The organism is Maribacter sp. HS (genome assembly GCF_048059195.1).
Classification (GTDB): domain Bacteria; phylum Bacteroidota; class Bacteroidia; order Flavobacteriales; family Flavobacteriaceae; genus Maribacter; species Maribacter dokdonensis.
Genome location: NZ_JAYLVV010000003.1, coordinates 112,825 through 125,970 on the forward strand (window position 1 = coordinate 112,825; position 13,146 = coordinate 125,970).

Consider the following 13,146-nt stretch of genomic DNA (forward strand, 5'->3'; position numbering starts at 1 on the left):
TCAAATTTTATCAAATTCACTCATGAAAGGTGCAAATAATACGAATTACATTCCTAACCTTTCTTATGACTGTGTCATATTCGGTTTTAATGGTAAGTCGTTAAAAATACTCATTCTTGAATATCATAACACTGGTTTTTTTGCACTACCGGGTGGCTTTATCAGAAAAAATCAAAGTTTAAAAGAAGCCGTACAACAAGGGGTAAAAGAACGTACCGGATTAACTAATGTTTACCTAGATCAGTTTCAGGTATTTGGTGAAGTTGACAGGGCAGATTCTTATGCCATGAGCCGTATTTTAGATGGTAGCAACAAAAACACCCCCGAAAACCAATGGATGATGGATCGTTTTTTAACCGTTGGCCATTACGCACTGATCAATTATGAAGAGGTAGACCCAAAACCAGATCATTTATCTGACAGTATTGGCTGGTACGCAATAGATGATGTTCCAAAATTAATGATGGACCACAATGAAATCGTGGATAAAGCATTAGAGGTTCTTCGTAATAACATTAGCGAAAAATTGATAGGACTCAACCTATTGCCCCAAAAATTTACCATGAAGCAATTACAACAGGTTTTTGAGGCAATCCTAGACCAAAAATTAAGACGTACAAGTTTTCAACGTAAAATGCTGTCATTGGATATTTTAGAACGTCATGAGAAGCTTTTTGAAGGCAAGGCACACAAAGCACCTTATCTATATAGCTTTAAACAATAAAAATAATACTCACACTTTATACAACAACAATGAAAAATTCAACTAACAACTTATTTAAATGCATGGCAATTGCCCTCTTTATGCTGGGCACGGTAACCACTTTTGCCCAAAAGAAATTTGGAGGTCTTGCGCTTTACACGGTCAGAGATGACATGGGCAAAGACGCCAAAGCTACATTACAAGCGGTATCAGATGCAGGATACAAGAATATTGAAGCTGCAGGTTATGACAATGGAAAATACTATGGTATGACACCATCTGACTTTAAAGGTCTATTAAAATCTTTAAAACTGAAACCGATCAGTACGCACCAAAGCGCGGTTACCCTTGACAATGCCGATCAAATGATGGCAGATGCCAAAGCCGCCGGTTTTAAGTATTTCGTTGTTCCTATTCCACCAATGGGCATGTTTACCTTTGATCAAGAAACAAAGCAAATGGGCATGACCGGTACCGTAGAAGAACTGGCGGAAATTTTAACCACCTTAGGAGAAAAAGCAAATAAGGCAGGGTTAAAATTATTATACCATAATCATGATTTTGAATTTAAAAAGAATGAAAATGGTATTGTACCCATAGACTACCTATTGGAAAATGTAGACCCAAAATTATTGAACTTTCAAATGGATCTATATTGGGTAACCAAGGCTGAGGCCAACCCAATTGCTTACTTCAACAAATATCCGGGAAGATTTAAAATTTGGCATGTAAAAGACATGGATGAGCAAGGAAGATTTGCCCCTGTTGGCACAGGATCTATCGGTTTTGAAAACATCTTGGACAACAAAGAACTTTCTGGCATGAAATATTACATGGTAGAACAGGACATGACTTTTGACGGACTAAAACCTTTAGAAGCTATTAAAATAAGCCATGAAGGCATTAAAGAAATAGGTTTCAAATAAATTTAAATACCAAACAACGGAGACTGCCCCAAAGAATTTATTTTCTTTGGGGTTTTCTTTTTTTTGCACTGTCCAGATTAAACCTTTTATAATTTTTTAGGTCTAAAACTCTTATTAACTATAATCTTACATTTGCACGCGCAAAACCGACTTTAAAATTTATAAAATGAAAATGACCACCAGTTTACGAATGAGAATTATTCACCGCTACCTAGGCTTCTTTCTAGCAGGTATTATGGCTATGTATTCCATAAGCGGAATAATCATGATTTTTAGACAGACCGATTTTCTTAAGAGTGAAAAAATAATTGAGCAGCAATTACAGCCAAACTTAAAAGCTGGTGAACTTAGCGGAGCACTACGCGTTAAAGGTGGCATAAAACCGGAAAAAACGGAAGGTGATGTAGTCTATTTTAAGCAAGGGCAATACAATAAAGCTACAGGTATGGCTACCATAAAAAAGATGGAACTTCCATTTATCTTAGATAAGATGGAGCACCTACATAAAGCCACGACCAATAGCCCTGTTTATTTCTTGAATATTTTCTTTGGGCTATCATTACTGTTTTTCGTGATTTCATCATTTTGGATGTTTTTGCCCAAAACTTCAGTTTTCAAAAAAGGACTTTATTTTTCTTTGGCAGGTATGGTTTTGACTATTATACTGCTATTCGTTTAGTACAAACTCGACTAATTCAAACGTGAACCGTTGTAAGGAACTTTCTTTACAGCGGTTTTTTGTTTTAGCAGCTATCAGTATAGTAACAATACCAAAACCTCCCCTCTAAGCAGAGGATTGAGGGATGGGTAATCGGGTGCTGTAGATTTTATGGAACATGCTGACCCTAAAGAACCCACCCCTTACCCCTCCTAGGAGGGGAATAGTTTATGACTATTATTAAACTATTTAGATAAAAAAGTGGTGGCAACCTTTTTGAAAACGTAATTCTCCCTAAACCAACAAACCCAAAACAAAAACGCTAACCTCCCCTCTCGGGAGGGGAACGGTTTGTAGCTATTTTAATTCTATCCACTAATCTTTATTAATCAAACTTCTGTATCTTTCCATAAGCAAAGTACTCTCCCCTAACACTTTATAATATTATCTTTATAGTAAATCCATAACCATTGGATTTTTTTAAAAAACCGTAAAACAAATATCTGACCAAATGAAAAAAGTTTTAACCCTTCTTATCCTTTTAGCAACTACATCATCCGTTTTAGCACAATCAAAACTCATAAAAGCAGCTTCTTTTTTAGATGTTAGAACCGGTAAGTTAATTTCACCTGCCAACCTACTCATTGAAAATGGAAGTATCAAATCCATTAATCCAAAGGCATTGCCTGAAGGTTTGGAAACGATTGACTTAACGGGTAAAATATTGTTACCCGGGCTTATGGACATGCACGTGCATTTAGATGGGGAATTTAAAGGTAGTTGGGACTATGTTTATAAGGAAAGTGCCAGTCAAGGTACTATTAGGGCCGTTGCAAATGCTGAAAAAACACTGATGGCAGGCTTTACCACCATTAGAAGTATAGGGCAGTTGCATATTACACCAGAATTAATTGATGTTGCCGTTTCAGAGGCTTCTGACCAAGGTACCATTGCTGCACCACGAATTATTCCATCGGGACATATGATTACCATTAGCGGCGGACACGGGGATATTTCTTTAGGACTGGCGGAAGGTTTGGTCACTGTGGGTCCAAATGACGGAGTGATCAATGGTAAGTATGATGCCATAGAAGCGGTAAGATATCAAATTAAGCATGGTGCCAAATTCATAAAAATGCACGCCACGGCAGGTGTGCTCTCTATGGAAGATGCCATTGGCGCCCAACAACTAAGCAATGAGGAAATGAAAACCATTGTTGACGAAGCTGCTAGGCACCATATTAAAGTTGCCGCCCACGCACATGGTACAGAAGGTATTAAAGAGGCAATAAAGGCCGGCGTGTACTCTATTGAACATGGGTCTATTATAGATGATGAAGGCATTCAACTTATGAAAGAAAATGGTGTTTATCTAGTACCTACCAGGGGACTGGCTACTATAATAGAACCCATGATAGAAAAAATGGATCCCGTTATGGCCGGTAAGGCAGAATATGTAATGCCCATTGCCAAACAAAACCTTACCAAAGCTATAAAAGCAGATGTTAAAATTGCTTTTGGGACGGACACGCCTATTATTCCACATGGAAAAAACGCCATTGAATTTGCGGCATTAATAGATTGTGGCATGAGTACTAAAGAGGCTATCAAAACCGCTACTACCAATAGTGCAGAAATGCTAGGACTCACGGATCGTGGTGAATTAAAAGAAGGTATGCTCGCAGATATTATTGCTGTAGACACAAATCCAATAGAAGACATCTCCACTTTGGAACACGTAAAATTCGTGATGAAAAACGGTACAGTTTATAAGAATGAAAAATAAATAACCTAGAGTAATTCAATCAATCAAAAAAAACAAATTATGAAATCATTACATCGCAGTATTGGCAGTATGTTACTTACTTGCTTATCTGTTATGCTTTTAATAAGCACTGCAGCAATCGGGCAATCAAAATCAGAAGAAATAGATGCACTCCTAAATTAATATACTGGAAAGTAACTTAGGCGTCTACGAATTGATGCCCACTTTTAAAATTACGATTACCAAAGATGGTAAACAATTAAAAGCACAGGCAACGGGGCAGCCATCGTTCAATATTTTCGCCAAATCGAAAGATACTTTTTATTTAAAAGAAGTTGCCGCACAAATTCAGTTCATAAAAGACGAAAACGGAAATACAGAAAGTTTGACCCTATTTCAAAACGGACAGGAAATGAACGGTATGAAGGTGGAGCAGTGTGAGATTGATTAGTTTTAGAACGTAGACACCCTAGCATCAAAACAAGAAGCCCCGAAAATCTTGCCCCAACCCTAAAGGGTGGATTTTCTACAATACAGAAATGAAAAAAGATAAAACAAACGTATCTGGAATGCACCATGGAGCAACACCTTCGGTATTTAGAAATGCTGCAAAACTGAGAGCTTCTATGACTGAAACAGAATGTATTTTATGGAATTATCTCAAAACCAAACCACAAGGTTATAAGTTTAGAAGGCAACACCCTATTGCAGGTTATGTTCTAGATTTTTATTGTCATAAACTAAAGTTATCCATTGAAATTGATGGTGGTTATCATCTAAAACCAGAGCAAATAGAAAAAGACAAAGAAAGAACTACATATCTAAAAGATATTGGTATTTCTGAACTAAGATTCACAAATGATCAAGTACTAAATGAATTTAAAGGGCTAATTGATCACATTAACTCAATATTGCGCGCGGGCACCCTTTAGGGTCGGGGCGAGCGTCGGCATCATTAAAACGTAGCTCCACAACAACCAAAAAACCTAAAACAAAAACGCTGACCTCCTCTCTCGGGAGGGGATTGAGGGATGGGTAAACGGGTACTTTAGATTTTATGGAACATGCTAACCCTAAAGGACCCACCCCTAGCCCCTCCGAGGAGGGGAACAGTTTGTGACTTTTATTGGACATTTTAAATAAAACATACTAGTTAACCTTTTTGAAAACGTTACTCCCTAACAACCAACAAACCCAAAACAAAGACGAAAACCTCACCTCTCGGGAGGGGACCAAAGAGGTTGGTGTTTGGGTGCTGTAGATTTTATGGAACATGCTAACCCGGTAGGGCCCACCCCTAGCGCCTCCGTGGAGGGGAATAGTTTTTAGCTATTATTACACTTTTTAGATAAAAAAGTGGTGGCTACCTTTTTGAAAACATAGCTCCCCAACAACCAAAAAACCCAAAACAAAGACGAAAACCTCCCCTCTTGGGAGGGGACCAATGGGGTGGGTGATTGGGTGCTGTAGATTTTATGGAACATGCTAACCCTTAAAAACCCACCCCTAGCCCCTCCGAGGAGGGGAACAATTTGTGACTATTATTTCACTTTTTAGATAAGAAAGTGGTGGTAACCTTTTTGAAAACGTAGATCCCCAACAACCAACAAACCCAAAACAAAGACGCTAACCTCCCCTCTTGGGAGGGGACCAAAGGGGTGGGTTCTTAGGTGTTCTGATCTCAATTATAAACCTCCCCGCCCTATAGCAGGCTACCCATTTATTTTTCTGACAGTTTTACGGAAAGCCGTAAGAAAATATACCATAACTTCTTTATATTGCATTAGCAAGCAAAGTATACTCCCCTACCACTTTAGCTGAAAATGTTTTATAATAGCAATTGCACATATACCTTATTATTTGAGAATATGTGTAATTGTACACATACACAATTGTTAGCAGCAAGGCAAAAACAACAAAACCAGAAAATGAGTAAAAAACAAAATCCACTTCTAGCAGCGCAAAGAGAAAAAGCGGGTTCTGAAACTTTTGAAAAATACTCATATCAATATCACTGGGCATTATATCGAGTTTTAAATAATCATATTGAAACTGATGAATATGCTGTATTTGTTGAACTCCACGAAGATGTAGTTGTAAGTAACTCTTTAAATTCTTCAAAAGCAAAATTTGAATTTAATCAAGTCAAAACAACAAAAGGAAAGCTAAATACATATCAACTAGTTACTAAGAAAAAAAACAATAAATGTGTACTAGGAAAACTAATTAGTAGTGGTTTTGAAAAGCCTTTTAAACATGAAATAACTGAGTTAAATTTAGTAGCTCTCAATGATTTCTCTCTTGAACTAAAAGAAGAAGGTTTAAAACTCGACAAGATAACATTAGACGATTTATCTGACACTCAATTCAAAAAATTAGAAGATGCTATAAAAAAAGAAATGGATATTGCAACATTACCTTCTAATATTCAATTTATCGTTCCTGAACTATCAGAAAAGAATTTTCAAAATGACGTTATTGCTTCAATTGCTAAACTTGTTTTTAATTTATTTCCTAATTCTCATTCCAGTCCTGTAGAGATATATCGATTACTTATTGATGAAGTTAATAGAAAAGGTAAAGTAACCTACGATTACACAAAATGGGATGATTTGCTATCTAAAAAAGCTTTGACATCTATAACTGTGACAGAAGTAATTAATGCTTTTACAAGTATTAAAGACGAAAATAAAGTTGAAATTGAATTTTATGCAATCTGTTCTGAATTAGGGCTTAACTCTATAAAATCAAAATTACTAAAACGTTCGTTCGACAGATATCGTACTAAAAGAATAAGTAATAGTAGTACACTTCAAATTGATACCACTAATTTTATTACTCAACAGATTCAAATCAACATAGATAAAGGAATTGATATTTTAGAAACATTAATAGAGAATGTAAAAAATCAGATTCCTAAAAAATTTCTGAGACAATTTAATAATGAAACTGAAATAAGAAGTGCGATAATTTGTGAATATATAATGATGGCGTAAATGGGTAAAGAAAATTTTAAAATATTAATAAGAAACTTAAGAACTGCAAAGAATGCCAAACTTAAAATTCAAACGTCTGCTGATTCTATCAAATTCAACAAAAACAGCAAATCAATTCGAGTTCAGCGAAACATTGAATCTAATAACGGCAATTGACAATAGTGTAGGAAAATCAACACTAGTAAAATTATTGTTTTGGGGAATCGGTTGTGAACCGACTTTAGATACAAATTGGGGTACAACTGATAGTAAAACTATCGTAGAATTCGTTGTTGATACAACTCTATATACTGTTAAGCGCTATAAAAATAATATCTCTTTAAAAACTGATGATGGTGAATTTATTAATTATGAGAAAATTACAGGGGAATATTCTAAAAAATTAGCTGAAATTTTAGAATTTAAAGCACTTCTTCCAAACCGTAGTTCTGGTTTAATGGAAGTTCCACCACCTGCATTTTATTTTTTACCATTTTATATTGACCAAAAAAGAAGTTGGTCTAAAGCTTGGGACAATTTCGAAAAGCTAGATCAGTTTTCTAACTGGAGAAGTACAATTGTCAAATATCACGTTGGTTTACTTACTCCAAAACATTTTGAACTTGAAAATGATAAAGCTGAAAAGAAAGATTTAAAAAAAATAGTTGAAGCTCAAATTGAGAAAATAAAAACAACTTTAGAAATAGTTGAAGATTATATTCCACAAATAAATAACACCATAACCGAAACCAAAGAATTTGAAATACTAACTGAAGAAATTAAAATTGACTTAAGAAAGTTACAAGAAGAGCAAGAAAAAGTATTAAGTCAGATAACAATATTTAATGGAGACAGAGTATATCTAGAGCAACAACAAGTAATCACAGAAAAAATAATATCGGAACTTGACAAAGATTATAAATTCACTATTGAAAATATAGAAGAAGACGAAGTTGAATGCCCTTTGTGTGGAATTGTTCACGAGAACTCTATAATTAATAGGACTTCAATAATGACTGATAAAAGTCAAGCTGAAAATCAATTAGAATCTATTCTAACAGAGCTTGATAAGGTTAATACAAAACTAACTAAGGCTAATATTAAATTAACTAACGCTAGAGAAAGTATTAATCAAATTAATGAAAAATATATTATTAATGAAGAGCCTTCAATCTCTTTAGATTCAGAAGATGATTCTGAGAAAATCATTGAAACTAAAAACATAGATTTCAATCAAATAATTGAAAATATTGCAGGTAATTCAATTAAAAAAAATGTATTAAAAGATAAAGTTCAAAAAGTTAATTCAGTAGATACATTTAAAAAGGAAATTAGAGGAATAAGTAAAGAACAAAAAGGATTAATTACACCTGAAGACGTAGAAGAAATAAACAATTCTTTTAGTTCTATATTTTCAGACTATATAGAATTATTAGATGCTGAAGCTGTTAACATATCTGATATTAGTTCTCCTTTAGATTATAATAAAGTCATTAAAGAAGGTGGTGCAGCAGAAGGCTCAAGAGCTATTTTAGCTTATTATCTAAGTGTCTTTACTATGGTTGAAAAGTACGGAAACGAAGTTAAGTCTGCATTAGTTATTGATACACCAAATCAACAAGAACAATCAGACACTAATTATGAAAAGATAGTCAACCTATTAACGAATAAGACATCTAAAAAAACGCAAGTTTTATTATGTGCTATGGAAAACGAACATTTAGAACAATTCAGAAAAAAAGCTAAAATAATAACTCTTACCAAGGAGAGATTAATGCTTAAATCAGAATATGAAAATGTGAAAAAAATATTTGACGGAGAAAGCCCAGCTGCTAACAATGTATAAAAAACATAGGGCGTTTGTGCTAAACCGAAAGGTCTGTGAATATTAACAATGTCCTCTAAGTATAAAATTTGGCGCTTAGAACAAAAAAGATAAAAGCAAAATATTTATAATTAGCTAAGTAATAAACCGTAACGAAAGTGCTTACCACCTGCCCTACGATTTCTTATACTTAACGTTACCTGCAAGCTGAATAATGAAATACCACACTTTACATATTAATGATTCTGGCTCAATAGAGCAATGCGACGAAAAGATCATAAATGGACAAAAGACTTTAGTTTGTAGACTATATAATGACAAAGAGTTTAACTCAATAAATGACATACTCTTCTCTTACGATTATGTCATGAATAAAAAAGCATTCGATTTATTTGAAAAAAGTAATATTATCCCTTACGATTTGACACCGGTAATAGTTAAAAAAGTGAATGTGGATATGGGCTTATTCAGATTCTATAAATCATTGAATTATAGGCAAGTCAAGTTAAAAACTTCTGAAAATATGCTTTGTTATAACTGGATAAACTTTGATGAAAGTGAAATTTTAATACTGAGAGATGAAAAAATAGAGGGTAAATTAGAATCTCATGAAAACCTTTTAAAGCTTATACAGGAGAATAGAAATATTTCATCAAAAATTACTGACATTTATTCCCTCGATATTAAAGAAAGGGAAAAGAAAGAAAGAACTAAAGACTTAAAAAATATCCACTTCAAAAGCAATAGAATTGTATTCAACAAAAGGTTTGACTCATCTATAGACCTATTTCAAATTCCGTTGTATTCTTGGGGAACTTATATTTCTGATAGATTTAAACAATTACTTTTAAAAAATAACATCAGTGATTTGAACTTTGCCAGTTCAAATGTCGAATTGAATGAATTATGGAAACCTCATTATCCTAATATTGAATTTGAATAAAAAGCCAGCAGGTAACATAAGCTATAATTCAAACCAACATTTAAGTCCCTTTTCAAATATTCTTAAATTGACCTAAAAAATAAATAATCTTGATTTCAATCCTTCCGGGTCGAAATCATAGCCGGACTATTAAAACCATTCACCAATTTGAACAACAATAATCTTAAAATTGAAGAAAAGAAATTGAGAAAAAGACAATTAATCAATGCTGCATTGATCGGCTTTCTCGCAGCCATATTTGTTATTGGCACGGTGGCATCCATTTATAAGAAAAATGCTTTGGGTATAATACCCATGTTAATTCCGCTTTTTTTAATCTATAAAATTGCACGTAGTTCAAAGAGACATAAAACTGAGTAAAACTGGTGTAAGCTATCCATCCCTATGAAAACCATCTTCTCCACCATTATTTTCATACTACTTCATGTATACAGCAATGCCCAAGACAGCTTCAATAAACTGCCACAGGCCGCAAATATTAGTTGCCCAATATTCTTGATTGACGAGCATATTATCGCCAATAAAAACATCATCACTTCAAAGGAAGACATGGAAGAAATAGCAGTGATAAAGGAAAAACCTAGTCGCAAAGCGCATTTTTATAATCTTACGGCAAACGGTATTTTGTTTGCCAAACTAAAAAAAAATATACCCTTTAAAACGCAAACACAACTCAATGCCTTTTTTGATTTGGAAGAAAATAATCCGGTGTATGTAAACGGCTATCTATTAGAGCATGATACCTATACCATAGCTACAGAAAGTATTGCGACCATAGACCTTGTAATGCCAAATGAAGAAAATGACTTAGACCAAAAAGTCATCAATGTTTGGATTCTCTCCCAAGAAGAGCGTAAAAATGGCTGTTCACTGCAACAAATGGAGTAAATTAGTTGCTCACTTCATCATCGATCATCATGAAAAAAACAATTGCACTTATCTCTTTCATCCTGTTTACCTCCATAACGTTGGTTGCCCAGCAAGATCAATTTCTAGAAAATAGTATTGAGCGTTTGGAGAACTCCCGCAAGTATTTGCTCTTAGTCGCAGAAATGATGCCCGAAGAAAAATATGGTTACAAAGCCACAGCAGAATCTTTGAGCTTCTCCGAAAATCTAATGCACATTGGTTTTGCGTTAGATTGGCATAGCCAGTCGCTCTTAGGTGGTCGTGAAGCCCGTGTATACCAAACCGATACCATTTTTAAACCTGCCCATAAGACCAAGGCGGAAATGATGGCGCGTATAGACCAAACCTTTACCGAAGCTATTGCCTTATTAAAGGATTTTGACCCCAAAGCATTGGATGATCATTTGGATTATTTTGGGCTAGATCGTTCTAAAAGGCAAATATGTATGCTGTTGGCAGACCATATTACCCACCATAGAGGGCAAATGTTGGTTGCCATGCGCTTGAACGGACTTACGCCACCACGGTACGTTTTGTATCAATAATATTACTCCTGCTTCTTTTTATCGGTATTCATAATAGAAAGCACAATCCCTACCAGGGCAATGCAGACACCGGCAAATACGGCGATCATTACTACACCATTGCTCCAGTTCACCAAGGGAAGATTCATTGTTATCATAGTTTGGTCATTTTAATTGCGGTAAATGTAATTTCTAACGGCTGTTTATTCTATGACAATTGTCAGTCCGCCAACAATAACATGGTGTATTTCTGATTGGATTATCGCCTAAAGATTGTATGCCTAATTTGGGTTCTGTATTTTTATAGTTACAAATGATATTTGAACATGGTAGATAAAATTAAATGTCCGAATTGTGCGCATGAGTTTGATGTAGAAGAGGCGCTTTCTGGCAAAATGCAGGCTCATTTTAAGGCTGAATACGAACGTAAAGTAGCAGAGCAGGCAGAGAAATTCAATAAAGAACGTAGAAAGCTTGAACTTGAGGTAGAAGAGTTCGAGAAGAAAAAAGAAAAGGAGAACGAGCTTTTTAAAGAGAAGCTGGCGCAACGCCTTGCCAAGGAATCTGAAAAAATACAAAAGCAGACCAACGAATCTTTTGAGCAGCAATTGCGTGCCCTACAACAAGAGAACGAAAAAAAGAAAGAGGAGAACAGAGCTTTGCGCGCCCAAGAGATCGATCTTTTAAAACGTGAGAACGAATTAAAGGAGAAAGCCGAGGAACTGAAGATGAACGTGCAAAAAGAGTTGTTGGAGAAGCAATCTATCATAGAAGAAAAAGCCAAGGCAAAAGAGCGTGAGGCCATGGCGCTGAAAGAGAAGGAATACCAAAAGCAACTGGACGACCAAAAGAAACTTATTGATGAAATGAAGCGTAAGGCCGAACAAGGTTCTATGCAAATGCAGGGCGAAATACAAGAACTTGCCTTAGAAGAGTTGCTACGTAACACCTACCCTTTTGATAATATAGACGAGGTTGGCAAGGGTATTCGTGGTGCAGATTGTATACAAACGGTGATTAACTCTCTTCAGCAGACCTGTGGTTCTATCGTATATGAGAGCAAGCGTACCAAGAACTTCAGTAATGATTGGATCAATAAGCTGAAGCAAGACCAGATCAATTGCAAGGCAGATATTGCGGTGATCGTTACGGAGACCTTTCCACCAGATATGGATCGCTTTGGTGAGAAGAACGGTGTATGGATCTGTGGGTTCAATGAGGTAAAAAGTGTATCACTGGTGCTGCGCGAGTTGCTGCTAAAAACACAATCGATCAAATCATCTGACGAGAACAAGGGCGATAAAATGGAACTTTTGTATTCTTACCTTACCAGTAACGAGTTTGTACAGAATATCAATAGAATTATTGAAAACTATGATTCTATGATCAAGCAACTGAACTACGAGAAAAAAGCCGCCTACAAGAATTTTGCGGTTAGGGAAAAGCAAATTTGGGGCGTTCAAGAGAATATTAACGTGCTGTTTGGTTCTATTAAAGGTATTGCCGGTAACTCATTATCTACCTCAACGATTCTTGACCTTCCGGATGCGGAGATTGATGATTAGTTGTTAGTTTGTTTAGTTTATTAGTGATTTAGTGTGTTAGTGAACTAGTTTGTTAGTGAGCTAGTTGTTGGTGAAATAGTGAGTTAGTTAGTTTGTTGGTGAGTAAGTGCGTTATCGCTGCGTGCTGGTCGCTAAGCTCTTTTTAGTTTGGAATTTAGCCAGGTGATCATCTTTTCAAATCTAAAAGAGATGAATATTAAATATATACAGCTTATAAAACTACCGAAATTACTACTTGATGTATCTTTAAAATAGAACACATTTAAAAGTGTTGCCACTAAACCTAAAACACCAACAGTAAGAATAAAGTATTTTAAAATTTTCATGGTAAGGGGCTGAATGTGTTTTTGCAT

At 35.2% G+C, this 13,146-nt stretch carries 15 protein-coding genes; 13 read left to right on the forward strand and 2 right to left on the reverse strand.

Going from position 1 to position 13,146, the window contains the following annotated elements; all coding sequences use genetic code 11:
- The first annotated feature begins 22 nt into the window (after window positions 1-22).
- From VBZ51_RS05605 to VBZ51_RS05660, 12 genes are all read left to right on the forward strand, one after another.
- The gene (locus tag VBZ51_RS05605) at window positions 23-724 is read left to right on the forward strand and encodes an NUDIX hydrolase (protein ID WP_091608835.1); all 702 of its coding nucleotides are present in this window, start codon (window positions 23-25) and stop codon (window positions 722-724) included.
- 29 nt (window positions 725-753) lie between these two features.
- A complete protein-coding gene (locus VBZ51_RS05610; RefSeq protein ID WP_416576329.1) occupies window positions 754-1,629 on the forward strand; it encodes a sugar phosphate isomerase/epimerase family protein in 876 nt (291 codons plus the stop codon).
- Window positions 1,630-1,795: 166 nt separating this feature from the next.
- On the forward strand, window positions 1,796-2,308 hold the full coding sequence (locus VBZ51_RS05615) for a hypothetical protein (RefSeq protein WP_074670002.1): 513 nt from the start codon (window positions 1,796-1,798) through the stop codon (window positions 2,306-2,308).
- Window positions 2,309-2,798: 490 nt separating this feature from the next.
- On the forward strand, window positions 2,799-4,073 hold the full coding sequence (locus VBZ51_RS05620) for an amidohydrolase family protein (RefSeq protein ID WP_416576330.1): 1,275 nt from the start codon (window positions 2,799-2,801) through the stop codon (window positions 4,071-4,073).
- A 166-nt stretch (window positions 4,074-4,239) separates the two neighbouring features.
- On the forward strand, window positions 4,240-4,503 hold the full coding sequence (locus VBZ51_RS05625; RefSeq protein WP_416576733.1) for a DUF3471 domain-containing protein: 264 nt from the start codon (window positions 4,240-4,242) through the stop codon (window positions 4,501-4,503).
- Window positions 4,504-4,591: 88 nt separating this feature from the next.
- Window positions 4,592-4,984 (forward strand): endonuclease domain-containing protein, encoded by a 393-nt coding sequence (locus VBZ51_RS05630; RefSeq protein WP_244275699.1) that lies wholly within the window; start codon window positions 4,592-4,594, stop codon window positions 4,982-4,984.
- A gap of 996 nt (window positions 4,985-5,980) precedes the next feature.
- A complete protein-coding gene (locus VBZ51_RS05635) occupies window positions 5,981-7,048 on the forward strand; it encodes a DUF4297 domain-containing protein (protein WP_416576331.1) in 1,068 nt (355 codons plus the stop codon).
- Between the two features lie 52 nt (window positions 7,049-7,100).
- Window positions 7,101-8,873 carry a hypothetical protein gene (locus tag VBZ51_RS05640; RefSeq protein ID WP_416576332.1) on the forward strand — a complete coding sequence of 591 codons (1,773 nt, stop codon included), beginning with the start codon at window positions 7,101-7,103 and terminating at the stop codon, window positions 8,871-8,873.
- Window positions 8,874-9,066: 193 nt separating this feature from the next.
- Window positions 9,067-9,795 carry a hypothetical protein gene (locus VBZ51_RS05645; RefSeq protein ID WP_416576333.1) on the forward strand — a complete coding sequence of 243 codons (729 nt, stop codon included), beginning with the start codon at window positions 9,067-9,069 and terminating at the stop codon, window positions 9,793-9,795.
- 147 nt (window positions 9,796-9,942) lie between these two features.
- A complete protein-coding gene (locus VBZ51_RS05650; protein ID WP_416576334.1) occupies window positions 9,943-10,155 on the forward strand; it encodes a hypothetical protein in 213 nt (70 codons plus the stop codon).
- A 24-nt stretch (window positions 10,156-10,179) separates the two neighbouring features.
- The gene (locus VBZ51_RS05655) at window positions 10,180-10,683 is read left to right on the forward strand and encodes a hypothetical protein (RefSeq protein WP_416576335.1); all 504 of its coding nucleotides are present in this window, start codon (window positions 10,180-10,182) and stop codon (window positions 10,681-10,683) included.
- Between the two features lie 29 nt (window positions 10,684-10,712).
- A complete protein-coding gene (locus VBZ51_RS05660) occupies window positions 10,713-11,249 on the forward strand; it encodes a DinB family protein (RefSeq protein WP_416576336.1) in 537 nt (178 codons plus the stop codon).
- Window positions 11,250-11,251: 2 nt separating this feature from the next.
- On the opposite strand, the gene VBZ51_RS05665 is transcribed toward VBZ51_RS05660, so the two are convergent.
- Entirely contained in the window at window positions 11,252-11,377 is a 126-nt protein-coding gene (locus tag VBZ51_RS05665) for a hypothetical protein (protein WP_300024704.1), read from the reverse strand.
- Window positions 11,378-11,554: 177 nt separating this feature from the next.
- On the opposite strand from VBZ51_RS05665, the gene VBZ51_RS05670 reads away from it, so the two are divergent.
- A complete protein-coding gene (locus VBZ51_RS05670; protein WP_058105094.1) occupies window positions 11,555-12,793 on the forward strand; it encodes a DUF2130 domain-containing protein in 1,239 nt (412 codons plus the stop codon).
- A 131-nt stretch (window positions 12,794-12,924) separates the two neighbouring features.
- Here VBZ51_RS05670 and VBZ51_RS05675 read toward each other — a convergent pair whose 3' ends face one another.
- Complete coding sequence (locus VBZ51_RS05675; protein ID WP_416576337.1) at window positions 12,925-13,146, reverse strand: hypothetical protein; 222 nt, start codon at window positions 13,144-13,146, stop codon at window positions 12,925-12,927.